The 23,863-nt window shown below is 54.1% G+C and carries 25 protein-coding genes; 21 read left to right on the top strand and 4 right to left on the bottom strand.

The features are described from left to right. Window positions 1-70 precede the first annotated feature (70 nt). From asrA to asrC, 3 genes are read left to right on the top strand one after another with little or no spacing between them, the layout of a single operon-like run. Window positions 71-1,132 carry an anaerobic sulfite reductase subunit AsrA gene (gene asrA, locus BN3911_RS02330; protein WP_066860847.1) on the top strand — a complete coding sequence of 354 codons (1,062 nt, stop codon included), beginning with the start codon at window positions 71-73 and terminating at the stop codon, window positions 1,130-1,132. Between the two features lie 14 nt (window positions 1,133-1,146). Beyond that, window positions 1,147-1,938, top strand: coding sequence for an anaerobic sulfite reductase subunit AsrB (gene asrB / locus BN3911_RS02325; protein WP_066860845.1), 792 nt, complete (start codon window positions 1,147-1,149; stop codon window positions 1,936-1,938). 17 nt (window positions 1,939-1,955) lie between these two features. Next, window positions 1,956-3,020 carry a sulfite reductase subunit C gene (asrC, locus tag BN3911_RS02320; RefSeq protein WP_066860842.1) on the top strand — a complete coding sequence of 355 codons (1,065 nt, stop codon included), beginning with the start codon at window positions 1,956-1,958 and terminating at the stop codon, window positions 3,018-3,020. 185 nt (window positions 3,021-3,205) lie between these two features. Here the strand turns inward: asrC and BN3911_RS02315 are convergent, their stop codons facing one another. Further along, complete coding sequence (locus BN3911_RS02315; protein ID WP_066860840.1) at window positions 3,206-4,786, bottom strand: glucosidase family protein; 1,581 nt, start codon at window positions 4,784-4,786, stop codon at window positions 3,206-3,208. 383 nt (window positions 4,787-5,169) lie between these two features. Here BN3911_RS02315 and BN3911_RS02310 point away from each other — a divergent pair, with 383 nt between their 5' ends. The 13 genes from BN3911_RS02310 (at window position 5,170) to BN3911_RS02245 (ending at window position 16,867) form a co-directional block, all read left to right on the top strand. Then, window positions 5,170-5,691 carry a P-loop nucleotide/nucleoside kinase family protein gene (locus BN3911_RS02310; protein ID WP_066860837.1) on the top strand — a complete coding sequence of 174 codons (522 nt, stop codon included), beginning with the start codon at window positions 5,170-5,172 and terminating at the stop codon, window positions 5,689-5,691. A gap of 363 nt (window positions 5,692-6,054) precedes the next feature. Continuing rightward, window positions 6,055-7,974: a tetracycline resistance ribosomal protection protein Tet(W) gene (gene tet(W) / locus BN3911_RS02305; RefSeq protein WP_066860834.1), complete on the top strand. Its 1,920-nt coding sequence runs from the start codon at window positions 6,055-6,057 to the stop codon at window positions 7,972-7,974. Window positions 7,975-8,055: 81 nt separating this feature from the next. After that, entirely contained in the window at window positions 8,056-8,511 is a 456-nt protein-coding gene (locus BN3911_RS02300; protein WP_001071126.1) for an XRE family transcriptional regulator, read from the top strand. Window positions 8,512-8,742: 231 nt separating this feature from the next. Further along, window positions 8,743-9,510, top strand: coding sequence for a class I SAM-dependent methyltransferase (locus BN3911_RS02295; RefSeq protein WP_000456787.1), 768 nt, complete (start codon window positions 8,743-8,745; stop codon window positions 9,508-9,510). Window positions 9,511-9,715: 205 nt separating this feature from the next. Then, entirely contained in the window at window positions 9,716-10,162 is a 447-nt protein-coding gene (locus BN3911_RS02290; RefSeq protein WP_003505338.1) for an RNA polymerase sigma factor, read from the top strand. Next, window positions 10,152-10,355 (top strand): helix-turn-helix domain-containing protein, encoded by a 204-nt coding sequence (locus BN3911_RS02285; RefSeq protein WP_003505336.1) that lies wholly within the window; start codon window positions 10,152-10,154, stop codon window positions 10,353-10,355. The genes BN3911_RS02290 and BN3911_RS02285 overlap by 11 nt, the downstream gene beginning before the upstream one ends. Window positions 10,356-10,979: 624 nt before the next feature. Next, complete coding sequence (locus tag BN3911_RS02280; protein WP_002569238.1) at window positions 10,980-11,378, top strand: plasmid mobilization protein; 399 nt, start codon at window positions 10,980-10,982, stop codon at window positions 11,376-11,378. Further along, complete coding sequence (locus tag BN3911_RS02275) at window positions 11,350-12,972, top strand: relaxase/mobilization nuclease domain-containing protein (protein WP_002569237.1); 1,623 nt, start codon at window positions 11,350-11,352, stop codon at window positions 12,970-12,972. Before BN3911_RS02280 ends, BN3911_RS02275 begins: the two co-directional genes overlap by 29 nt. 185 nt (window positions 12,973-13,157) lie before the next feature. Beyond that, on the top strand, window positions 13,158-13,370 hold the full coding sequence (locus BN3911_RS02265) for a hypothetical protein (protein ID WP_002569236.1): 213 nt from the start codon (window positions 13,158-13,160) through the stop codon (window positions 13,368-13,370). After that, window positions 13,360-14,109: a phage replisome organizer N-terminal domain-containing protein gene (locus BN3911_RS02260; RefSeq protein ID WP_002569235.1), complete on the top strand. Its 750-nt coding sequence runs from the start codon at window positions 13,360-13,362 to the stop codon at window positions 14,107-14,109. The genes BN3911_RS02265 and BN3911_RS02260 overlap by 11 nt, the downstream gene beginning before the upstream one ends. Then, on the top strand, window positions 14,106-14,960 hold the full coding sequence (locus BN3911_RS02255; protein WP_002569234.1) for an ATP-binding protein: 855 nt from the start codon (window positions 14,106-14,108) through the stop codon (window positions 14,958-14,960). Before BN3911_RS02260 ends, BN3911_RS02255 begins: the two co-directional genes overlap by 4 nt. Continuing rightward, on the top strand, window positions 14,957-15,145 hold the full coding sequence (locus BN3911_RS02250; RefSeq protein ID WP_002569233.1) for a transposon-encoded TnpW family protein: 189 nt from the start codon (window positions 14,957-14,959) through the stop codon (window positions 15,143-15,145). The genes BN3911_RS02255 and BN3911_RS02250 overlap by 4 nt, the downstream gene beginning before the upstream one ends. A 111-nt stretch (window positions 15,146-15,256) precedes the next feature. Further along, window positions 15,257-16,867, top strand: a complete 1,611-nt coding sequence (locus tag BN3911_RS02245) for a recombinase family protein (protein WP_002569232.1) — start codon at window positions 15,257-15,259, stop codon at window positions 16,865-16,867. A gap of 74 nt (window positions 16,868-16,941) precedes the next feature. On the opposite strand, the gene BN3911_RS17345 is transcribed toward BN3911_RS02245, so the two are convergent. After that, a complete protein-coding gene (locus tag BN3911_RS17345; RefSeq protein WP_066860831.1) occupies window positions 16,942-17,460 on the bottom strand; it encodes a hypothetical protein in 519 nt (172 codons plus the stop codon). A 284-nt stretch (window positions 17,461-17,744) separates the two neighbouring features. Between BN3911_RS17345 and BN3911_RS02235 the strand changes: the two genes are divergently transcribed. Then, the gene (locus tag BN3911_RS02235) at window positions 17,745-18,764 is read left to right on the top strand and encodes a LacI family DNA-binding transcriptional regulator (protein ID WP_066860828.1); all 1,020 of its coding nucleotides are present in this window, start codon (window positions 17,745-17,747) and stop codon (window positions 18,762-18,764) included. A 44-nt stretch (window positions 18,765-18,808) separates the two neighbouring features. Here BN3911_RS02235 and BN3911_RS02230 read toward each other — a convergent pair whose 3' ends face one another. Beyond that, entirely contained in the window at window positions 18,809-19,069 is a 261-nt protein-coding gene (locus BN3911_RS02230; protein ID WP_066860825.1) for a helix-turn-helix domain-containing protein, read from the bottom strand. A gap of 104 nt (window positions 19,070-19,173) precedes the next feature. Between BN3911_RS02230 and BN3911_RS02225 the strand changes: the two genes are divergently transcribed. After that, complete coding sequence (locus BN3911_RS02225) at window positions 19,174-20,361, top strand: glycoside hydrolase family protein (protein ID WP_066860822.1); 1,188 nt, start codon at window positions 19,174-19,176, stop codon at window positions 20,359-20,361. Window positions 20,362-20,493: 132 nt separating this feature from the next. On the opposite strand, the gene BN3911_RS02220 is transcribed toward BN3911_RS02225, so the two are convergent. Further along, window positions 20,494-21,252 (bottom strand): tyrosine-protein phosphatase, encoded by a 759-nt coding sequence (locus BN3911_RS02220; protein ID WP_147578492.1) that lies wholly within the window; start codon window positions 21,250-21,252, stop codon window positions 20,494-20,496. 346 nt (window positions 21,253-21,598) lie between these two features. Here BN3911_RS02220 and BN3911_RS02215 point away from each other — a divergent pair, with 346 nt between their 5' ends. The 3 genes from BN3911_RS02215 to BN3911_RS17110 all read left to right on the top strand — a co-directional run bounded on the left by BN3911_RS02215 (window position 21,599) and on the right by BN3911_RS17110 (window position 23,684). Next, complete coding sequence (locus BN3911_RS02215; RefSeq protein WP_187127669.1) at window positions 21,599-21,994, top strand: BlaI/MecI/CopY family transcriptional regulator; 396 nt, start codon at window positions 21,599-21,601, stop codon at window positions 21,992-21,994. Between the two features lie 421 nt (window positions 21,995-22,415). Next, a complete protein-coding gene (locus BN3911_RS02210) occupies window positions 22,416-22,883 on the top strand; it encodes a PTS glucose transporter subunit IIA (protein WP_066860813.1) in 468 nt (155 codons plus the stop codon). A 108-nt stretch (window positions 22,884-22,991) separates the two neighbouring features. Then, entirely contained in the window at window positions 22,992-23,684 is a 693-nt protein-coding gene (locus BN3911_RS17110; RefSeq protein WP_066860810.1) for a DUF3795 domain-containing protein, read from the top strand. The last annotated feature ends 179 nt before the right edge of the window (window positions 23,685-23,863 follow it).

The raw sequence follows: 23,863 nt of genomic DNA, 5'->3' as shown, positions 1-23,863 counted from the left end.
CAATGTGCTATTATACTGTTAATAAGGCTGCAGCCGCAGCGCGGCTTTGACAGCCAAGGGAGGTTTGGAAATGGAATATGCATTGAGCGCGGCCCAGGCGGATGAGGTTCTCAGGGCGCTGTCCAGGGACTTTACAGTCTGCGCGCCGAAACGTTTTCCAAAAGCGGGGCGGTATTCCGACACGGATATCGTCCGGTACGACCGGGTGGAAAAGTTCAGCGACATTGTATGGGAAACAAAATCCGACTATCCGGCAAAGGAGGCCGTCTCCCCGATTCAGCAGACGCTGTTCTACTTTACAGAAGATGAATTTCGGGAGAGCAAAGGGCCGAAAAAACCCATCCTGCTGTTTGCGCGCCCCTGCGACATCCACGCCCAGCGCATCCAGGCGAAAATCTATGCCGGGAACGGCGGGTTTGAGGACTTCTATTACACCCGCGTCCGGAACCTGGTGAAATTCGCCATGATGGAATGCGGCGGCGGGGACGACACCTGCTTCTGCGTCTCCATGGGGACCAACCGGACTGAGGACTGTTCCATGGCGGTGAAATTCTCTGCGGAGGGGATGCAGGTACAGCTTAAGGAGGAGGCGTTCCTCCCCTATTTCCAGGGCATGCCGGAAACCAGCTATACCCCTGCGTTTGTGGAGGAGAACGTCCTGAAGGTGGAACCGCCGGACCTCTCCGATGAAGGCGTGTACCAGGCGCTGAAGAAGCACCCCATGTGGAAGGAATTCGACAGCCGCTGCACCTCCTGCGGCAGCTGCACGGTGGCCTGTTCCACCTGCACCTGCTTTACCACCCGGGATGTACTCTATGGGGACAACGCCGAGGTAGGGGAACGGCGCCGTGTGGCCGCCTCCTGCCAGGTGGCCGGTTTCGACCAGATGGCGGGGCAGCGGGAGCTCAGGCCCACCCCGGGCGACCGGATGCGCTACAAGGTGCTGCACAAATTTCACGATTACAAGGCCCGCTTCGGGGAGTCCCACATGTGCGTGGGCTGCGGGCGTTGTATCCACCGCTGCCCGGAATTCATCTCTATCGTCGAAACCGTGCGTAAAATGTCCGCCGCCGTGCAGGAAATCCAAGAGGAACAAAGCCGGGCTCAGGCCGGCGCCGGCGTACAGCCGTAAAGGAGGGAACCCTTATGCAGAATCCTGTTTTACCAATGCCCTGCGAGATTTTAAAGGTTCACCGGGAGAGCGGGCACGAGTGGACCTTCCGGGTCGCCACGGACGCCAAACCCCAGCACGGCCAGTTCATGCAGCTCTCCATCCCCAAGGTGGGCGAGGCGCCGATCTCCGTTTCCGCCCAGGGAGAGGGATGGCTGGAATTTACCATCCGGTCTGTCGGCCGGGTGACGGACTGCATCTTCTCCAAGCAGGCGGGCGACGTGCTGTTCCTGCGGGGGCCCTACGGAAAGGGCTGGCCCCTGGAACAGCTCCAGGGGAAACATCTGGTGGTGGTTGCCGGGGGTACCGGCGTCGCGCCGGTACGGTCCCTGCTGCGGCATCTGGAAGAGAACCCCTCCTTCGTCCGGGACGTCCATTTGATCTGCGGTTTTAAGAATGAAGAGGGGATTGTGTTCCGGGAGGAGCTGGAGCGCTGGAAGGAGAGCTTTTCCGCCGTCTACACGCTGGACTCCGGAACCAAGGAAGGCTGGCGCACAGGCCTGGTGACGGAATTCGTGGGGGAAATCCCCTTTGACACCTTTGGAGACCAGTACGCCGTCATCGTGGTGGGGCCGCCGCCCATGATGAAATTTACCGGGTTGGAGCTGCTCAAATGCGGCGCGGCCCCGGAAAAAATCTGGATGAGTTTTGAACGGAAGATGTCCTGCGCCGTGGGCAAATGCGGGCACTGCCGGATTGATGAGGTATACGTCTGCCTGGACGGACCCGTGTTTCCCTACACGGTGGCCCGCAGGCTTGTGGACTGAGAAAGGAGCCGGGAGTTATGAATCAGGATATCAACATCAAAAAGGCCCGTACCAACTGCTTCCGCCAGTCCAAGGTGCCCGGCGAATTCATGCTGCAGATGCGTGTTCCGGGCGGCTTTCTCGACGCGGCCTACCTCTCTGTAATCGAGCATATCGCCAAGACCTGGGGAGATGGGAACTTCCATTTCGGCACCCGCCAGACCTTTGACATCACCGGAATTCCCTACGGGAACATCCCGGCCGTCAATGCCTATTTGGAGCAGTATATCCGCGAGGTGGACGAACAGCTCTGCCGCGTGGATCTGGACACGGTCTCCCAGGAACCCCAGCCTTGGGACCCGGAGGGGGGCTATCCCACCATCGGCGCCCGCAACATCACGGCCTGCATCGGCAACTACCACTGCATCTGCGCCAACTGCAACACCTTTGAGCTGGCTAGGAAAATCGAACCCATCATCTTTCCCAGCCATTACCATATCAAAATCAACATTGCAGGCTGCCCCAACGACTGCAACAAGGCCCATCTCTGCGATTTCGGCATCATCGGGGTGGCGAAGATGACCTACCATCCGGAGCGCTGCATTGGCTGCGGGGCCTGCGTCCGTGCCTGCGAGAAAGGTTCCACCCGGGTGCTTTCCCTCAATGAAAACACCGGAAAAATCGAAAAGGACGCCTGCTGCTGCATCGGCTGCGGCGAATGCGTGCGCGCCTGCCCCGCCAGCGCCTGGACGCGGCAGGAAACCAAGTTCTACCGGGTGATCCTGGGCGGGCGCACAGGCCGCCAGACCCCCCGCACCGGCAAGATGTTCCTTAACTGGGCCACCGAGGAGGTGGTTCTCAGCGCGCTGCGCAACTGGCAGAAATTCTCCGCTTGGGTTATGGATTACAAGCCCGAATACCTGCACGGCGGACACCTCATCGACCGGGCGGGCTACAAGAAATTTAAGGAACTCATCCTGGAGGGCGTCGCCCTGAACCCGGAATGCCTGGTGGCCGAGGATATCTTCTGGCAGGAGACGGAGTACCGCTCGAATTTCAACGTGAAGCCCATGTCCCTGCACCACACGGCAGGCCCCCAGTAACCGGGCCGTCCGTTTCACGGGCCGTTCCCTTTTCTTCTGCCCAGGGTTCCACACCTGCAGTGCTTCACGTTCTCATTCCAAAAAGCAAAGCGCCGGATCAGGATTGATCCGGCGCTTTGCTTTTTGGAAAACCATCTTGCTTTACTTCGGCTGTAGAAACGCCTCTTTGTGACGCGAAACCGGACTCACCGGTTCATGGGTTTCAGAGGCAGGGTGCACTCCACGGTCCAGCCCTCCGGAGCGCTGAGCTCCACCCAGGTTTCCTCCCCCACATGGGCCCGGAGGGTAAAGCGCTCCCCGCCGATCACCAGGTTCTTCAGCTCCACCCCGTCCATCTCTTCACAGAGGCAGGGCTTGAGGCTCAGCCTTTTGCGGGCCGCGTCGGGAGAGACGCCGAAGATGCAGGCGGCCACGGGCCACATGGTGGCAAAGCTGTTCCAGGCCTGGACAAAGCAGCCGGAATCGGGATAGATTTCACTGGTGGCGCCCGGGGTGACCCTCCCGAAGCTTTCCGCCACCAGCTGCATCCCCTCCAGCACCCGCTCCGGGTTCCCGGCGGCATATTCCGCCACAATGCGGTGGCCCGTGCCGATGGGCATGATGTGTTCCCCCGCAATTTCTGCGGGCCGGAAGCCGGAGCCCGTCTTCTCCAGGATGGCCGCGGCCCGTTCCTGTTCCACAAAGCCATATTCCACGGGCAGGGCGGAATGACCCAGGCCAAACAGGAAAAAGGCCCGGCGCTCCCCCTCCTCCATGGTTTCCGCCTCCCGGATCACAGCCTGCATCCGCTCCCGCAGCCGCAGCTTCTCCGCTTCCTCCTCCGGAGATTTATCCTGCTTGCAGCTCTCATACCCTTCGATTTCATCCACGTCGGTGATGGGAAAGCCCTTCAGGGTGATCTGCCAGGTTTGGGCGCGGGGCAGGATTTCTTCCTTCGTTGCGGCCATATCCCCGTAAAGCCCCTGCTCTTCCAGCCACATCAGCCGCTCAAAGGCGCTGAAGGTTTCCTCCATACGCAGCCTGTACCGCTCCGCCTCCTCCTGCTTTCCCAGAGCCCCCGCCATCTGCATCAGCGCCTGGTAATCCCGGACAGCGTGGACCGCCGTATCGCAGCAGATACAGTCAAGCCCCGCGATTTCCGTGACACCGTAGCCTGTGGGCAGCCCATCCACACAGAGGGAGTCCAGATACTCCGCGCCTTTTTGGCAGAAGGGGTACATCTCCCGCAGGAAATCCTCGTCCCCGGTCCAGCAGTAGGTGCGCCACACCGCGTCCGCAAACTGCGGCGTCTCCGTGGTCATGCCCTCATAGAACACCACCCCGTTGTTGGAGATTTCATGCACCACCCGGCCGCTGCCGTTTTCCCGGCAGGAGGCGGCCTTGATCAGCCGCAGGGTGCTCTTCACCGTCTCCCCGTCCCCCTGCATCAGCAGCGCAGGGGCCAGATAGGCGGTGTCGTGGCCGAACCACCAGGGAAACTCCGCATAACCCGCCACGGCGCCCCTGCCCACCTGCTCCACGTCCCGCACAATCCAGTCGTTGAGGTATTGGGTCCAGCGGTAGGTCTCCTCGATTTCGGGACGCTTCGGGAACCGCAACGCAGCCGTTTCCGCCAAGGCTTCGTAAACCTCCCGCTTCTCCCGCAGCAGCTCTTCCCGCCTGCCCTGCACACGGCGGCAGGTCCTCTCCGCCTCTTCCGGCGATAGGGAGGAGGCGGACAGAGTGAACCAAAGCTCCTTCCGCTCTCCCGGGGCCAGCTCCGGCATGAGCTCCAGGGTAAAATAGGCGCCCTTTCCCCGGGTTTTTCCCTGGGGGCATTCCTCTTCGCCGCCTGGCAGGAAGGTATAGGGCTCCGATACGCCCAGACAAAATGCTCATGTACGGTAAGGAAGCAAGCAACCGAAAACAAGAGATAGACCGCCAGCACTACACTATTCCGAACCAAAGACCAAAAGATAAGCATTGTGGGAAAATCTAAACTTTTGGATTTTCCTACAATGCCGACTACGGCGGAATCCCTCCCACTCCTTATATCTTTCTTTCCGTATACATTGAATTTGTATTTAGTAAATGCTATAATGTCCCTATTCAAATTATAAATGTGTTGAATTAGTTACATGTACATATTTTTTGTGCCGGAGGAAGTGAAATGAAACAAAAAATTTATCTCATTACAGGCTTAATGGCTTCTGGAAAATCTACAGTTTCCGATTTACTGGCAAAATCAATAGAAAAATGCGTCCATCTTCGTGGTGATGTGTTCCGAAAAATGATTATTTCAGGCAGAGAAAATATGTCAGCTACCCCATCAGCGGAAGCAGTCCGCCAGCTGTACCTTCGATACAAATTGACTGCTGATGCGGCAAGGTCATACTTTGACAACGGCTTTTCTGTAGTGATCCAAGATAACTACTACGGTGATGAATTAAACCGAATGATAAATTATCTGCATAAATACCCTGTTGAGGTTGTCGTTCTTTGTCCAGATGTGGAAACAATAAAAGAAAGGGAACGATACAGGGAGAAAACAGGCTATTCCGGCTTTACGGTTGAAACCTTATACGATACATTTATGCAGACAACACCACGGATCGGCTTTTGGCTGGACAATTCCAACCAAACACCGCAGCAGACAGTAGAAACCATTCTGAACGTTAGGAAGCCGGTATGATTGTTACATATAAGGGGAAGAAAAATTTCTTTTAGATACTTGTTTTCCTAAAACTGATGTGATATAATAAATTCAATTCCAGAAAAGGAGTAAAAAATATGCGGCAAGGTATTCTTAAATAAAACTATAATCAAATAGTGGGAACAAAGGATTATGATAGTCCCTTTTGTAGGGGCTTAGTTTTTTGTACCCAATTCAAGAATACTTTTGCCTTATCAATTTTGACATATCCCCAAAAACAGCACTCACAAACAGGTGTATGCTGTATATGTGTATGTCCGCAAATTATCATCCCCAGTGGTAAAAGTATTTTACTGCTGGGGATTTTTATGCCCTTCGGGGCAGTAAAGGGAGGACAATCACATGAAAATAATCAATATTGGAATTCTTGCCCATGTAGACGCTGGAAAGACGACCTTGACGGAGAGCCTGCTATATGCCAGCGGAGCCATTTCAGAACCGGGGAGCGTCGAAAAAGGGACAACGAGGACGGACACCATGTTTTTGGAGCGGCAGCGTGGGATTACCATTCAAGCGGCAGTCACTTCCTTCCAGTGGCACAGATGTAAAGTCAACATTGTGGATACGCCCGGCCACATGGATTTTTTGGCGGAGGTGTACCGCTCTTTGGCTGTTTTAGATGGGGCCATCTTGGTGATCTCCGCTAAAGATGGCGTGCAGGCCCAGACCCGTATTCTGTTCCATGCCCTGCGGAAAATGAACATTCCCACCGTTATCTTTATCAACAAGATCGACCAGGCTGGCGTTGATTTGCAGAGCGTGGTTCAGTCTGTTCGGGATAAGCTCTCCGCCGATATTATCATCAAGCAGACGGTGTCGCTGTCCCCGGAAATAGTCCTGGAGGAAAATACCGACATAGAAGCATGGGATGCGGTCATCGAAAATAACGATAAATTATTGGAAAAGTATATCGCAGGAGAACCAATCAGCCGGGAAAAACTTGTGCGGGAGGAACAGCGGCGGGTTCAAGACGCCTCCCTGTTCCCGGTCTATTATGGCAGCGCCAAAAAGGGCCTTGGCATTCAACCGTTGATGGATGCGGTGACAGGGCTGTTCCAACCGATTGGGGAACAGGGGAGCGCCGCCCTATGCGGCAGCGTTTTCAAGGTGGAGTATACAGATTGCGGCCAGCGGCGTGTCTATCTACGGCTATACAGCGGAACGCTGCGCCTGCGGGATACGGTGGCCCTGGCCGGGAGAGAAAAGCTGAAAATCACAGAGATGCGTATTCCATCCAAAGGGGAAATTGTTCGGACAGACACCGCTTATCCGGGTGAAATTGTTATCCTTCCCAGCGACAGCGTGAGGTTAAACGATGTATTAGGGGACCCAACCCGGCTCCCTCGTAAAAGGTGGCGTGAGGACCCCCTCCCCATGCTGCGGACGTCGATTGCGCCGAAAACGGCAGCGCAAAGAGAACGGCTGCTGGACGCTCTTACGCAACTTGCGGATACTGACCCGCTTTTGCGCTGCGAGGTGGATTCCATCACCCATGAGATCATTCTTTCTTTTTTGGGCCGGGTGCAGTTGGAGGTTGTTTCCGCTTTGCTGTCGGAAAAATACAAGCTTGAAACAGTGGTAAAGGAACCCACCGTCATTTATATGGAGCGGCCGCTCAAAGCAGCCAGCCACACCATCCATATCGAGGTGCCGCCCAACCCGTTTTGGGCATCCATCGGACTGTCTGTTACACCACTCCCGCTTGGCTCCGGTGTACAATACGAGAGCCGGGTTTCGCTGGGATACTTGAACCAGAGTTTTCAAAACGCTGTCAGGGATGGTATCCGTTACGGGCTGGAGCAGGGCTTGTTCGGCTGGAACGTAACGGACTGTAAGATTTGCTTTGAATACGGGCTTTATTACAGTCCGGTCAGCACGCCGGCGGACTTCCGCTCATTGGCCCCGATTGTATTGGAACAGGCATTGAAGGAATCAGGGACGCAACTGCTGGAACCTTATCTCTCCTTCACCCTCTATGCGCCCCGGGAATATCTTTCCAGGGCTTATCATGATGCACCGAAATACTGTGCCACCATCGAAACGGTCCAGGAAAAAAAGGATGAAGTTGTCTTTACTGGCGAGATTCCCGCCCGCTGTATACAGGCATACCGTACTGATCTGGCCTTTTACACCAACGGGCAGAGCGTATGCCTTACAGAACTGAAAGGGTATCAGGCCGCTGTCGGCAAGCCAGTCATCCAGCCCCGCCGTCCAAACAGCCGCCTGGACAAGGTGCGCTATATGTTTCAGAAGATAATGTAACGTCTTGCGCAATGCAAGCGTTCATTGCTGGCTATTGCGAAATATCATTGATAAAATCAGTATCAGAGAGGAGAAACTATTTTGAACCAGGAACAGACGAATATTACAACAGGAAAGCAAATACGTCATCTGCGAACACAATTGGGAATGACACAGGAAGAACTAGCCGGGGAATTGAATGTTACCCGGCAGGCACTATCGAATTGGGAGAGAGATGTTAATGAACCCGATTTAAATATGTTGAAAAAAATTTGCTTTCTTTTTGGAGTCAACATGGACGATTTTGCGAAGGAGGTAATAACAAAGATGGAAACATATGAAAAAAAGGAGAAACGACAATTTAATAAGTACGATATGGCAATTGGACTTTTTTATGGTGTTGGTATATTTCTTGGCATTGGTATTTTCTTTGTTGGCGGTTTTATGACAATGTCAGGTGCAGGGTGGGGAGCATCACTATTTGGCGGTGGCTGTTTTTCTCTTGTATTTGGCTTGATATGCCATGCAGTTATTACATTGAGAAGAAATGACAAATGATGACATATCCTGCTTTCTATACTTTTCGGTAATACCGAGTAAAAAAAGCCGCTGCTTTTGGCTTTCCAATAGCGGCGGCTTAATGCAAGCGGCGGCAAAGGGAAATATCCTTTGAATACCTTACAGAAGAAAAGTTTTGCAGCATTACAAAAATAAAAGCCTATACCATTTTGGAAAGAAAAGATACATAATAGTCAAGACGACAACAATCAGAAGTTATGGAGGGTAACAATGGAATATAGTAAGGAAGATTTAATGGAAGCAAAAAAGCAAATTTTGGGAGTGGGAGAGAACATGGGAACAGAGGAAAGTAAAAAAATCTGGGAGGAGAACGCACAATTTTGGGATAATGCAATGGGTGACGAATCTAATGAATTTCACAGAGAGGTAGTGCGCCCCAAAGTAACGGAACTTCTATCTCCTAATCCTGCGGATTACATTTTGGATATTGCGTGTGGCAATGGAAATTATTCTTCGTATCTTGCACAAAGAGGTGCTTCGGTTGTCGCTTTTGATTACAGCAAAAAAATGATAGAATTGGCTAAAAGACGGCAATCACAATATGCAAAACAAATTGAATTTTGTGTGGCGGATGCGACCGATAGAAAAAGTATATTAGAATTAAAAAGAAATCGAGCCTTTACGAAAGCAGTTTCTAATATGGCAATTATGGATATTACGGACATTGAACCACTTCTTATGGCTGTTTATGAACTGTTGCAGGAAAGCGGAATTTTTGTCTTTGCAACGCAACACCCTTGTTTTGTCACGTTGACTGAAAAATATATGACACCGCACAGTTACTATGATATAGCGATTGAAGGGCAACCGAAAGAGCAGATTTATTATCATCGTTCCATACAAGATATTTTTAACCTTTGTTTTAGAGCTGGATTTGTCATTGATGGATTTTATGAAGAATGTTTCAAAACCAACAAAGAAATTCCTATGGTAATGATAGTAAGGCTTAAGAAGGTAAAACGTGATAGCTTAAAATAAATTCAAGTTTGTCGGGTAAATAGCAAACCCAGCCGAGCCAGTCAACGATAAAATGAACGCCGCTTCGCGCCGTCGTTGACAGCCCCGCCCGTCTTTGCTGGTAGGCAATCAAGGGGCGACAGCCTAAAGTGCTGCCGCCCCTTACTATCATAAAAAGCAACTACTAACCAGCCACAGCCCTTTTGGGAGGAAAGGGGGATTTTCCATGACCTGTACAGAAGAATATCGGGAACATATCGAGTACACTTTCCATGCCTTTTGCAAAGTCGTTATCCGAAATGCAACGATCAACGCAGCGAGGACACGGAGCAGGAAGCACAAAAGAGAAATATCCCTTGAATACCTCACAGACGAAAAGCACTACCCTTTAGGCACGACAGATGAATATTTCCAAGCCCCGGAGCCGGACGAGGAATACATACTTACCCTTTGCGGCGATACGGTCATTTTCAGCAGCGGCTTACTTGCGGAAGCCCTGTCACGGCTGGACGAACGGGAGCGGGAAATGATTTACCTGTCCTTTTTCAAGCGTATTCCACAGCACGAAATTGGCAGACAGTACGGGCGCAGCCGCAGCACAGCGGGCTACCATATCCGAAAAGTCCTACGGCAGCTCCAAGCGGAAATGGAGGGAATGGCATATGAGAAATAATAGGCTTCTCCCCTATGAAACAATCGTCCAAGCCACCAGCGGGGAGCCGGAAGCGGTGGGAACTGTATTGCAGTATTACCGCCGCCGCATACAATGTGCCGCCCGTGTGAATGGACGGGTAGACCAAGATACAGAGGACTACATCACCCAGACGCTTCTCACAGCTATTTTCAAGTTCCGCTTTGGGAGATAGCCCTACCGCCTACAACTGAATAACCGCCGCTTCGCCGGCAACCAGAAAGCAGTAAATCTATTCAACAGATTTGCTGCTTTTTTTCGTTCCTGTTTGGCATTTTTGAAAATCCCCAGTATGAAAAAACAAAAGGGAAAATTGCCGCCGCAGTTGGCAAAATCCCTTACTTATCCGTGGAGGGTATCAAAGAAAAAAATACTGCCATTGTCCGCCTTTTTCGGCTTGCGTGGTGTTGTAGGGAATAAGGGGAAATTCTAAAAATCTCCGTCCATTTTGCTTTGCGTGGTGTTGTAGGTAGTGAAAGGAAAATTTTCAAGATATGCCGGAATAGCGGGTAGCAAAGCCCTTTTGAAACGTCTTGTTAGCGGAAAGTACGGAAGCCGGGGAACGCCGGAGTTTTTCAGAGCAAGATTCTACCGCAGTACCAAAATTCGCTTATCGCTCATTTTGCCCCTGCGGGAATCTTGTTGGGGAGTGCCTTCCCCAAACCCTGCTTATGCGGCTTACGCCGCTGGAAAATCCCTCAAAATAATTTTTCGGATTTTTCAAAAACAGTTCCGCTTTACACCCTGTTTTTCTCCTATTAGTGAGAGGACACCACGCACAGCCGAAGGAGGTTTTACCATGCGAAAACGATATAACACGCCGCACCGCAGCCGGGTAGTCAAGACACGCATGACCGAGGAAGAATACGCCGAGTTTGCGGAAAGGCTTTCTGCTTACAACATGAGCCAAGCCGAGTTTATCCGGCAAGCCATAACCGGGGCAGCCATACGCCCCATCATAACCGTTTCCCCCGTCAATGACGAGTTGCTTGCCGCTGTCGGGAAGCTGACCGCCGAATACGGCAGGATCGGCGGCAACTTAAACCAGATAGCCCGGACGCTGAACGAGTGGCACAGCCCCTACCCGCAGCTTGCCGGGGAGGTACGGGCGGCGGTTTCCGACCTTGCTGCCCTAAAGTTTGAAGTCTTGCAGAAAGTGGGTGACGCTGTTGGCAACATTCAAACATATCAGCTCTAAAAATGCGGACTATGGCGCAGCGGAAGCCTATCTCACATTTGAGCATGACGAGTTTACCATGAAGCCCACCCTTGATGAAAACGGGCGGCTGATACCGAGGGAGGATTACCGCATTTCTTCCCTCAACTGTGGGGGCGAGGATTTCGCTGTTGCCTGTATGCGGGCTAATCTCCGCTATGAGAAAAACCAAAAACGGGAAGATGTGAAAAGCCACCACTATATCATCAGCTTTGACCCACGGGACGGGACAGACAACGGCTTGACCGTAGACCGGGCGCAGGAGCTGGGCGAGCAGTTCTGTAAAGAGCATTTCCCCGGACACCAAGCCTTAGTCTGCACCCACCCGGACGGGCATAACCACAGCGGCAATATCCATGTGCATATCGTCATCAACTCCCTGCGGATTTATGAAGTCCCGCTTCTGCCCTACATGGACAGACCAGCCGACACACGGGAGGGCTGCAAGCACCGCTGCACCAACGCCGCTATGGAATATTTCAAGAGTGAAGTCATGGAGATGTGCCACCGGGAGGGGCTTTACCAAATCGACCTCCTAAGCGGCAGCAAGGAACGGATAACCGAACGGGAATACTGGGCGGCAAAGAAAGGACAGCTTGCCCTTGATAAAGAGAACGCTGTCAGAGAAGCCGCAGGACAGCCGACCAAGCCCACCAAGTTTGAAACGGACAAGGCGAAGCTGCGCCGGACGATACGGCAGGCACTTTCCCAAGCTGGCAGCTTTGACGAATTTTCTTCCCTTTTGCTGCGGGAGGGTGTGACCGTCAAGGAGAGCCGGGGGCGGCTTTCCTACCTCACGCCGGACAGGACAAAGCCTATCACAGCCCGGAAGCTGGGGGACGATTTTGACAAGGCTGCTGTCCTTGTCCTGCTTACGCAGAACGCCCACAGAGCCGCCGAACAGAGCAAAGCCATACTCGAATACCCTGCCGCGGTTAAAAAGCTGTCACAAGGGGAAAAAACCACAAAAACCACCCCGGCAGACAACACCTTGCAGCGCATGGTTGACCGGGAAGCCAAGCGAGCCGAGGGCAAGGGCGTGGGCTATGACCGCTGGGCGGCAAAGCACAACCTAAAGCAAATGGCAGCTACCGTTACCGCCTATCAGCAGTACGGCTTTTCTTCCCCGGAGGAACTGGACGAAGCCTGTTCTGCCGCCTATACCGCCATGCGGGAAAGCCTTACAGAGCTGAAGCAGATGGAAAAGACGCTGAACGGGAAAAAGGAGCTGCAACGGCAGGTGCTTGCCTATTCCAAGACCCGCCCTGTCCGGGACGGGCTGAAACAGCAGAAAAACGCCAAAGCAAAAGCAGCCTACCGTCAGAAGTACGAAAGCGACTTTATCATAGCAGACGCAGCCGCCCGCTATTTCAGGGAAAACGGCATTTCCAAGCTGCCGAGCTATAAAGCCCTGCAAGCAGAGATTGAAACCCTTATCCAAGAGAAAAACAGCGGCTACAACGATTACCGGGCAAAACGGGAGGAATACCGCCGCTTACAGACTGTCAAGGGCAATATCGACCAGATTTTACACCGGGAGCGCAAGCCTGTGAAAAGGCAGGAACAGGAACGATAAAAACCGCCCCAAAATGTACCCGAACCTATACAGAACAAGGGGGCTGCCCCGTACCCTATCCGCAAATACCAAAGGATTTTTTAACGGGCTTATAGGGCAGAAAAAACCCGAAAATGATACCGAGATGATACAGAATTACCGCCGATACCGCCACACCAGCGGAAACGGCAGAAAGGAGCGCACCCATGCCAAGAATGAGCAAGAAACGGCGGCTGGAATGGTCTTTTTTCCTGCGGCAAGTGAAAGTCGGGAATTCCACCTGCGATCGTATCACATACAATGACCTCTGCCGGGGCTGTACCCATAGCTGCAAGCAGAGCTTCCGGGCGGTTATCATACTCTGCCCCCACTACTACTCCAAACGCCGGAAAAAGGAGGACAGGGACAATGGCAGATAACCGCAAGTATTACTACCTCAAGCTGAAAGAGAACTTTTTTGACAGCGACTCCATTGTGCTGCTGGAAGATATGAAAGACGGGATTTTATACTCCAATATCCTCTTGAAGCTGTACTTAAAATCGCTGAAAAACGGCGGGAAATTGCAGCTTGACGAGCATATCCCCTACACAGCGCAGATGATAGCGACACTGACCCGCCACCAGATAGGGACGGTTGAGAGGGCTTTAGAGATTTTCCGGCAGTTGGGGCTTGTGGAGCAGCTTGACAGCGGGGCTTTCTATATGACCGACATTGAGCTGATGATAGGACAGTCCTCTACCGAAGCCGAGCGGAAACGGGCTGCAAGACTGGAAAACAAGGCACTTTTACCGCCCCGGACAAAAGGCGGACATTTGTCCGACATTCGTCCACCAGAGATAGAGATAGAGTTAGAGAAAGAGATAGAGATAGAAAAAGAGAGAGAGGGAGAAACGGGACACCCCGCCCCCGCCGCTTATGGCAGATACAACAATGTGATACTGACCGATACAGAGCTTTCCGGGCTAAAAACAGAGTTGCCCGACAAGTGGGAGTATTATATTGACCGGCTTTCCTGCCATATCGCTTCCACCGGGAAACAGTACCACAGCCATGCAGCCACCATTTACAAGTGGGCGCAGGAGGACGCTGCCAAAGGCAAGGCTGCCCCGAAACAGGGCATACCCGATTATTCATGCAAGGAGGGCGAGAGCTTATGAAAAACGGAATTGAAGCTATGATTACGGACATTACAGCCACTACCGCCGAAGCGGAGGACTACACAGGCGAGGACGGGCTTTTATACTGCGGTAAGTGCCATACGCCCAAAGAAGCCTATTTTGCAGAGGGAAAGACTTGTTTCGGGCGTGACCGCCACCCGGCAGAGTGCGACTGCCAGCGGGCAGCCCGTGAAAAGCAGCAAGCCGCCGAAAGCCGACAGAAGCACCTTGAAAAAGTGGAGGACTTGAAACGCCGGGGCTTTACCGACCCTGCTATGCGGAACTGGACATTTGAGCATGACAACGGCAGAAACCCGCAGACCGAAACCGCCCGCTTTTATGTGGAGAGCTGGGAAACCATGCAGGCTGAAAATATCGGCTACCTGTTTTGGGGCGGCGTGGGGACGGGAAAAAGCTACCTTGCCGCCTGTATCGCCAACGCCCTTATGGAAAAAGAGGTTGCCGTCTGCATGACAAACTTTGCAACGATACTGGGTGACCTTGCCGCCAGCTTTGAGGGCAGGAACGAATATATTTCCCGCCTTTGCAGCTACCCTCTGCTGATACTTGATGATTTCGGTATGGAGCGAGGAACAGAATACGGGCTGGAACAGGTTTACAGCGTGATTGACAGCCGTTACCGAAGCGGCAAGCCGCTGATCGCCACGACCAACCTCACGCTGGAGGAATTGCAGCACCCGCAGGACACGCCCCACGCCCGTATCTATGACAGGCTGACTTCCATGTGCGCCCCCGTCCGCTTCACGGGCAGCAACTTCCGAAAGGAAACCGCACAGGAAAAGCTGGAACGCTTAAAGCAACTGATGAAGCAGCGAAAGGAGAGCCTATGACAGAAACGAAACAGACAAGCACCACCAAAACAGACCGCCGCCCGGACTGTGTGACGGAAATCCGCATGGGCAACTCCGTCCTTACCGTTTCCGGCTTCTTCAAGCAGGGCGCAACCGACACCGCAGCCGACAAGATGATGAAAGTGCTGGAAGCGGAAGCTGCTACACAAAAAACGGCGATTTGACCGACCATAAAGAAGCAGATTTGACGCTTTTGCCGCTATACAGACAGCCGCCCCATGTGGTACAATCAAGGTACGGAATAGTGGGGCTGGCTGTCGGAAACGGAGGATTTTATGTTAAGACAGACCAACCAACAACCAATTACCGCCCTTTACCCAAGACTATCCCATGAGGACGAGCTGCAAGGCGAAAGCAATTCCATTTCCAATCAGAAGCGTATCCTTGAAACCTATGCAAAGCAGAACGGCTTTTCCAATCTGCGCTGGTACACGGACGACGGTTATTCTGGTGCGAACTTTCAAAGACCCGGTTTTCAAGCCATGCTTGCGGACATTGAAGCCGGAAAAGTCGGGACAGTTATCGTAAAGGATATGTCGAGGTTAGGGCGAAACTACCTGCAAGTGGGAATGTACACGGAAATGATTTTCCCACAGAAAGGTGTCCGCTTCATCGCTATCAATGACGGAGTGGACAGCGCACAGGGCGACAATGACTTTGCCCCGCTGCGGAATATCTTTAACGAATGGCTGGTGAGAGATACGAGCAAGAAAATCAAAGCAGTAAAACGCTCAAAAGGCATGAATGGCAAGCCCATCACAAGCAAGCCTGTGTATGGCTACCTCATGGACGAGGATGAAAATTTCATTATTGACGAGGAAGCTGCACCCGTAGTCAAGCAGATATACAACCTCTGTCTTGCCGGGAATGGTCCGACCAAGATAGCCCGTATGCTCACAGAGCAGCAAATCCCCACGCCGGGAACGCTTGAATACCGCAGGACGGGCAGCACCCGCCGCTACCACCCCGGCTATGAGTGCAAGTGGGCGACCAATACCGTAGTGCATATCCTTGAAAACCGGGAATACACAGGCTGTCTGGTAAATTTCAAGACAGAAAAACTTTCTTACAAAGTCAAGCACAGTGTAGAAAATCCCCCGGAAAAGCAAGTGATTTTCGAGAACCACCACGAGCCTATCATAGACACCCAAACATGGGAACGGGTGCAGGAGCTTCGCAAACAGCGCAAACGCCCAAACCGCTATGATGAAGTGGGTTTGTTCTCCGGCATACTGTTCTGTGCGGACTGCGGCAGCGTGATGTATCAGCAGCGATACCAGACGGACAAGCGCAAGCAGGACTGTTATATCTGCGGCAACTACAAGAAACGCACCCATGACTGTACGGCGCACTTTATCCGCACCGACCTCTTGACCGCTGGTGTACTCTCCAATCTGCGGAAAGTGACCAGCTATGCGGCAAAGCATGAAGCCCGGTTTATGAAACTCTTGATTGAGCAGAACGAGGACGGGGGCAAACGCAGGAACGCCGCCAAGAAAAAGGAACTGGAAGCCTCCGAGAAACGCATAGCCGAGTTATCCGCTATCTTCAAGCGGCTGTATGAGGACAGCGTGACCGGGCGCATATCAGACGAGCGTTTCACAGAGCTGTCGGCAGACTATGAAGCAGAGCAACGGGAGCTGAAAGAAAGAGCCGCTGCTATTCAAGCGGAGCTTTCCAAAGCACAGGAAGCCACCGTGAACGCAGAAAAGTTTATGAATGTTGTCCGGCGGCATACCAGCTTTGAAGAACTTACCCCTACTCTGCTGCGGGAGTTTGTAGAGAAAATCGTTGTGCATGAGTGCAGCTATGACGAGAACAAGACCCGCAGACAGGACATTGAGATTTATTATTCTTTTGTTGGCAAGGTGGACTTGCCCGAATAACCGCCCGACCTATCCGACACAATGCGCAAGTGCCGGATAGGAACGGCAAAATTTTTTACACTTCTATTACTTCTTTATCGCACATCAGTAAAGCTCCAGGGGTTCTCCTCATCCTTCCCCAGCACCAGATCCCCCTTCCGGCGCACCCGGTCCTGCCCGTCCCGGACGCCCAGCCGGTCGGAGAGCCATACGGGCATCAGCTCCGTTTTCACCGCCAGGCGGAGCCTGCCCTGCCAGGGCTGCTCCTCCCGGTTTTCCAGAGTGATCCGCACGAACAGCGCCGCCTCCTCCTGAGGCACAAACTGAAAGCGCTCCACGTTCAGTCCCGAAACGTTTTCGTAAGCAAAGCAGCAGCCATAGGGCAGCGCCGTAAAGGCGTCGGCCCGGGTCAGCCACCTGCCGTCCAGTTCCAGCCAAAAACCGTCCAGCAGTTTGATGGGAGGGGCCCACACGCCCCACATCTCCCCGCCCATATGCTCCCCTTTCTGGGGAAACATGCCGTTCTGGCCGCCGATCACATAGAGCCTGTGCCCTGTGGTCAGGCAGGGCTTTTCCTCCGTCTGATACACCGTAATTCTGTCTTCCTGCTTCATGGTCAACTCCCTTTCTCCCTTTTCTGCTGCTTTACTGCCTGCGCCTTTCCCGGACACAGGTGCAGGCAGTGGGAAACGGAGAATCCCCCGTTTCTGTTTGCAGACATTCTAGCATGGAAATTTCAGAACCGCAAGCGTTTCGGAAAAACAATCTTGACAAATTTTTCTTTCTATGTTATTAATATTTTACAAAGAAGGCCGAATTCATCTCAAACAACCGGGCACTGTGCCGGTTGTCTTTTGAACGCAGTCCGAAACGATTTGGAGGAAAGGGGCGGACAGACATGGTCAACCTGAAGGACGTGGCTCTGCGTGCGGGCGTATCCCTCACCCAGGCTTCCCGGGCGCTCAACGGCCGGGAGGACGTAAGCGAAGCCACAAGGAAAAAGGTGGAGAAGGCGGCTGTGGAGCTGGGCTATGTAAAAAACATGGCGGCCTCCGCACTGGCGGGCAGCATTCCCCTGCAGATTGCCGCGCTGGTCAAGGGAATTGAGCAGGAAAGCACGGATTTCGGTTCCCCCAACATCCATTCCCTTCTCTCCGGCATCAGCAGCTACGCCTCTTCCCACAGCCTGGAGGCGGCCACCTACCTGCTGGACGATTCCTGCACCTCCTATGCCGGCTACTGCCGCCAACGCGGCGTGCGGGGCGCCATCCTCTTCGGCGCGGACTATCAGAGCGGCAATTACCGGGAGATGGTGGAATCGGAGCTCTGCTGCGTGGTGATCGACATCCCGCTGGAGGCGGAACGGAAGGGCTGTGTGCTGGTCAACGATTTCTACTACGCCAAGCAGGCCGCCGCCGCTTTGATAGAATCCGGCTGCCGGCAGGTTTTCATGCTTTCCGGACATCCGCGTGCCTATGTTTCCCAGACCAGGGAAGCCGGTTTCCGCGCCGCCCTGGCGGAGGCCGGCCTGCCCTGCCTTCCGGAACAGATTATCAATGCGGATTTCGACTGGAAGGAGGCCCGGCAGGCCACGCTGGAATTGCTCAAACGCTGCCCGGAAACAGACGGCATCTTCTGCGCCAGCGATTATATGGCCCTGGGCTGCCACAGTGCCCTGCAGCATCTGAAAAAGAAGATTCCAGAGGAGGTCTCCCTCTTCGGATTTGACGGCCTCGTCTCCACCCAGATGGTGCACCCCACCATTGCCACCGTGCGCCAGGACAGTTTTCGGAAGGGCTACCGGGCCGCGGAGCTTCTGCACAAGCTGCTGCTGGGGGAGGCCTGCGACCACACTGTCACCGTGCCCTGCCAGATGATTCCGGGAGGATCGGTGAAAAAGACGGATGCCGGACGCTAGCGCATGAGGAAGGGCCTGGGAGCAAGGCCTCCCTCCGGCGCTGATCACTGCCGCGCCTCTTCCTCCTTTTCCAGCTCCAGAAAGAAATCCTCATAGGAAACCCTGAAAATCTGTTTCAGGGCAATCAACTCGCTGACACGAAGACTTCTTCGCCCGTTCTCGATATAGCTGTAGCTTCTTTTGGTTACCGGGTAGCCACGCAGCTGCAGCTGTATCACCACTTGGCCCTGTGTTTCGTTCCTGTTATGCCTCATCCTTCGGAGAACCGCTCCCAGGTACAAATCCTGATGCAATTTTTGTTCCATCTGCCAATTCACCTTTCTTGTTTTCGTTATTCCCTTGATTGTAGCAGATAAAATTCGAAACCCTGCAATGTATGGATTGCACGATGAAAAAAAGGAGAAATTTTATGTTCGAAACCATTTCCCCCTCCGGCTGGGGGCTCAAGCTGCCGGAAAAGCGCAATGCCAGGGTGGAGGAGCTTCTGGGCTATTCGCCGGAAGAGCTGGAACTGCGCTGCAAAAACTGCGTCTATCAGTTCCTTGACTCCCTGTTCGATGAAGAGGCGGGGGCGCTGCGCCACTATTACCGGGCCGACGTCAAAACCTTTGGGGAGCTGGACAGCGGCAATTTTCTCATGGTGATCAACTACCTGGTGATGTACGACCTGTACGGCGACGCCAGAATGCTGGAACGGGCGGAGAGCTGCTTTGACTGGGCCTACCGGAACACCTGCGAAATCCATCCCATGTTCACCTGGCAGGGCGGCGTGCGGGACGGCCAGAAGCCGCAGGAGCTCTATGTAAAATATACAGGGGACGCCTTCCTGGCGGCCAATGCCCTGTACCGCCGCACGGGGAACGAACACTACCTGTTCTGCATCCGGCAGTTCCACAACTTCTTCAAGCAGGCCAGAAAGGCCGGTTTCCAGTATAAATACCACACCGGAACTTACCAGTGGAGCAGCAAGGGCTACGTCTGGCAGTCCTTCGGGTTTCCCCTGGTCTGCTACCTGGAGCTGTACGAACTCACCCAGGAGAAGCGGTATCTGGAGGAGGCCGTGCTCTGGGGCGAACAGGGCCTGCGCCAGCAGGCGGAGGACGGCTGCTTCTATCTGCTGGACGGCGAGTTTTGGAACTCCGACCTGACCGCACCGGAGCTGCGGGGCCTCTGCTTCCTCTCGGAGGTTACCGGGGAACAAAAATACCTGGACGCCGCCGTGCGGTTCGGGCGCTGGGTGGCGGCCCGCCAGCGGGAAGACGGCTCCTTCCCCATCGGCATCGATTCCGACGGGGAAATCTGCGCGCCCAACGTGGGCCCCGGCGATATGCCGAACATTGCCCTCTCCATGCTGCGGCTGCACCGGGACACCGGGGAACAGGCCTTTCTGGACTGCGCCGTCCGGGCCGTGCGCTACGGGCTTTCCCTGCAGGCGGCGCCGGACGGAAAGTATCCCGAGCACCTGGAGGATCCCCATGTGAAATGGGGCTTCTGGTCCTGGGATCCTCTCTTTGACCATTCCCTTTCCGGCGACCAGAGCGTGCACCACATCCGCGGTATCCTCTTCCTTTCCGCCTATTTGGCTCAGGAGGGATAAAAAAAGCATGGTTTTACATCCTTCCCCGTAAAACCATGCTATACCGTCTTTCTCTTGCTTTTCCAGGGGCCTGCTGCAGTTTTTTACTTTTGCAGCGGGCCCTTTTTATTGTGGAGCAGGAGCTGTTCTCCGTCAGCCCCGGGGGGACAGCAGCATCTCCCGAATCGAACACAGAAGCTCCTCCGAAGCGCCGTTTTGCCGCAGGTAATCCCGGGCCGTGCCGTATTCTTCCTCCAGATAGGCAAGCGCCATCTCAATCTCCGCCGGATCGGAGGAAAAAACATGGTCGGGCGGAGCCTTGCCGAAGGTTTCTTCGGCCCAGCGCTTCTGCTGCGCAAAGCTCTCTTTCATATAGAGGCCTGTGGCGCTGTAATCCGCTATAATAACTTCCCGCGGCACCCCGGCCAGCAGCAGCAACAGCATGGCGGTGACACCGGTACGGTCCTTTCCGGCGGTACAGTGGAACAGGCAGGCCCTGCCCCGGTGGGCGGCGAACAACTCCAAAATCCGCACAAACTGCTCCCCCATATGGGTGAGCAGTTCCACATAGACCTCCCCCATCCGTTCCGGCAGCTTCCCCTGAAACGCGCTGGAGGTCACCTGGTCCAGCATGGGCGCCGCATAGTAATCCACCCCTGGGGTTTCCCTGAGGGCGGAGGGAGCGCGTTCCGTCTCCTGGCCGCTGCGCAGGTCCACAACACAGCCCACCCCCAGCTGCTGAAGCAGCCGCACGTCCTCCCCGGTCAGGCCGGCAGTGCTGTCCCCCCGGTAGAACCGTCCGCTCTGCACTGTGCCGTCATCCTCCGCGGGGTAGCCTCCCAAATCCCGTACATTGCGGGCTCCCGCAAGCTTCAGCGGCTTTGCGACCCACAAGCTTTCCTGCTTTTCCATGTTATCACGCTCTTCCTTTCTGAGGGAACCATATGCCGCGGCTCGCAAAGAAACGGCAGCCTTCCCAGTGTTCCGATTCCGATATCCGTAGTATAACACAGCGCGCCGCAAAAGGAAACTCCGCCGCGCAGCCCGGGATAAACCGGAAAATATCTCAGATTCATTGACTTCTCTTTTTTCCAGCCGTATGATAGAGAAAAGAAGCGTACCGCCCTGCAGCCTGTTTCTCCTCTATGGGGTACGCATGATTCCGCTGGGTTTGGGGAACGGTGGGTGCGCCGCGGGAATCTGCCGGAAACATGGATGCACAAAGCAGGCTCTGAGACCGGAAGGAGTGATATCGTCTGTGAAAAGGCCGTATTTCAAGCTGACAAAAAGCGAAATGGAAATTATGGATCTTCTCTGGAAAGAGAAGCGTCCCCTGTGCCGTTCCGAGATCATCGCCCTCTCACCCGACCGAAGCTGGAAAGCAGGCTCCATCCATATCCTGCTCAACTCCATGTTGGAAAAGGGAGCCGTTCAGGTGGCCGGATTTGTACAGAGCACCAAGAACTATGCGCGCACCTTTCTTCCCGAACTGACCTTGGAGGAATATGCAGTGATGCAGATTCAGGGGACTAGAGGCCTGGACGGCTGCCGTCTCGTCGGCCTCACGGCAGCCCTGATCGGAGAGATTGACGACCGGGAGACGCTGGAACGGCTGGAACAGGCCATCCAGGAGAAAAAGCAGCAGCTTTCCTGAAAGCAGTCCAACCGGTCCGGAATGGAAAGCGGGACATCATAGGAAAAGGGTACTGCCGGCGGAAAGCTGACAGTACCCTTTTCCTATGGGAAGACCGTGCCCCTCCCACAAGCAGCCGCTGAACAAAGTAAGCCTGAAGGCCAGGCTCATTTTGTGCGATAAGCGGAGAGACCCCCGCTCAGGGGAAAGAAACTTTAGAAATCCCTGACCAAAGCTTCCCGGGCAGGGGTGTGTGGCTGTCCAAGGCAGTTTTTAGACACGCCCATTCGTTTTTGCAGTTTCGTCTATCTATAATTCACAAATTTATTTGACAAAAACTTCAAATTCGTGTAAAATTTATGGATAAAAGAGGGCGCAGATTCGGCAGATTTGGCCTTACAAAGGCTTTATACTGGGGTCCTGGGAAAGGATGTGACCGGCGGTGCATGAGAAAAACAGAGAATTGCTGTTGGGATGTCCGGCCTGCGGCAGAGCGGCCCTGATCAGGGAATGCCCGGACCAATGCTTCGCCCAGGGGATGGCCGGCAGCGGGGCCGTCCTGTTCCCCACAGAAAAGACCTTCCTTGCGCCCGCCAATGTAAAAATAGTCGCTCAGATCGGCTTCCACGCCGTGGGGATGATGACGGAAGAAGGGCTGGAGCTCCTGCTTCACGTGGGGCTTGGCGCGGACCATCCCAGCGAGCGGAGGTGCTCTTTCTGTGTCCATACCGGAGAAACGGTGCGCAGGGGCATGCCGCTTCTGCAGATTGAACCGTCTGCCGCCGAATCCGGGGTTCTTCCTGCCACCGCCTTTCTGCTGTGCAACCTTACAAGGCTGCGCTGCAGCTGCGAGCTGCTGCGCACTGGTTTTGTAAGCGCCGGGACGGATTTGATCCGGGTGACCTTTTGAAGCGGCCGGATCAGGAGGCCGGACTTTTCCGGTTGATATCCTGGATATCCGCCAGTTCAAAACCCGGGTATGGAAAATATAGGAACATAAGGGAATGGGGCGAAGAAAATGACGGAATTTGAGAGGATTCGAAAGACGATTGACTCTTACTGCGGCCTCAGCTGCGCGGAATGCACCTACCGGGAAACGAAACACTGCGGCGGCTGTATCTCCACGGGAGGAAAGCCCTTTCACGGCAGCTGCGAAGTGGCTGCATGCGCTATGGAAAAAAAACGGGGCTTCTGTGGGGAATGCGGGGAGTTTGCCTGCGAGCTGCTGAAAAGTTATTCCAACGACGAAACCCACGGCGATACACCCAAAGGGGCGCGGATTGGGCGCTGTATGGAAATCAAGGGAGCCCTGCTCCAGGAGGCGCGAAAGGGGACCGACCCCCAGGGCGCGTGCGGCCATCACTGCCATCATTGCTTTTTGGGACAGTGGTGCGGCGGCTGCCGGAGCGTCTATCCCAACTGTTCGTTCGCCACCCTGTTTGAGGACGGAAAATGTCCCAATCTAACCTGCTCGGCGGGAAAAGGCCTGGACGGCTGTTACGGCTGTGAGAAACTGGCCGGCTGCGGCAAGGGCTATTACGGCGCCGGGGACGGATACACGGCCAAGGGCGCGGCGCTTTTTATTCAGAAATACGGCAAGGAGGCTTGCGCCGCGGTTCTGGAAACGATAGAAAAAAGCGGCTGCAGCTACCCGGGCGGCGCCTGCGGCCCGGAAGCGGCGCTGCAATTTTTGGAAAGCTATCAAAAGTAAAACCACAGGGCAATTTTGAGCTGCCGTCCCAGCCGGAAACAAGGGGCCGCCTCACTAAATAGGATATGCTCCCTCTGAGAAAGACAGTGAAAATCATAAACTGTCTCTCTAGGAGGGAGCATTTACCTATCCAGATATAGAAAATGGAGCCGGGAAAAGAAGGAAACAAAACGCCCTTC

The organism is Neglectibacter timonensis (assembly GCF_900048895.1).
Lineage (GTDB): Bacteria > Bacillota > Clostridia > Oscillospirales > Acutalibacteraceae > Acutalibacter > Acutalibacter timonensis.
Note: the sequence above shows the minus strand (reverse complement) of the source record. Positions and strands in the feature narration are given on the sequence as shown.